Origin of the sequence: Paenibacillus popilliae ATCC 14706 (assembly GCF_000315235.1) — a bacterium.
Lineage (GTDB): Bacteria > Bacillota > Bacilli > Paenibacillales > Paenibacillaceae > Paenibacillus_B > Paenibacillus_B popilliae.
The window spans coordinates 1-246 of sequence record NZ_BALG01000329.1; the positions used below are offsets into that span (position 1 = coordinate 1).

General features: G+C 36.6%; 1 pseudogene. It reads right to left on the bottom strand.

Annotated elements, in window-relative coordinates:
* Positions 1–246: pseudogene (locus tag PPOP_RS24650) on the bottom strand (hypothetical protein); the annotation flags it as partial.

The following is a 246-nucleotide window of genomic DNA, read 5'->3' on the forward strand; positions in this document are numbered from 1 at the left end:
GAGTATGTACTTGATTGAGAACGATTACGAGCAGACACAGGCGATGTGACAACGTCCCAATTCACTTTTGTTTTCTCGTGTGAGTGTTCTAGTTCATTTACATAAAAAAATCGTTCGAGGTGCATAGCTGCTTTTCCTGCTTCAAAAGGGTTTTCCCCAAAGATCTTTTTTTGATCCTTTAGGCTATATCGAAGAATTCGTTTACTATCTATTGACTGTTGTAATGGATTAAAAATTAAATTCCCT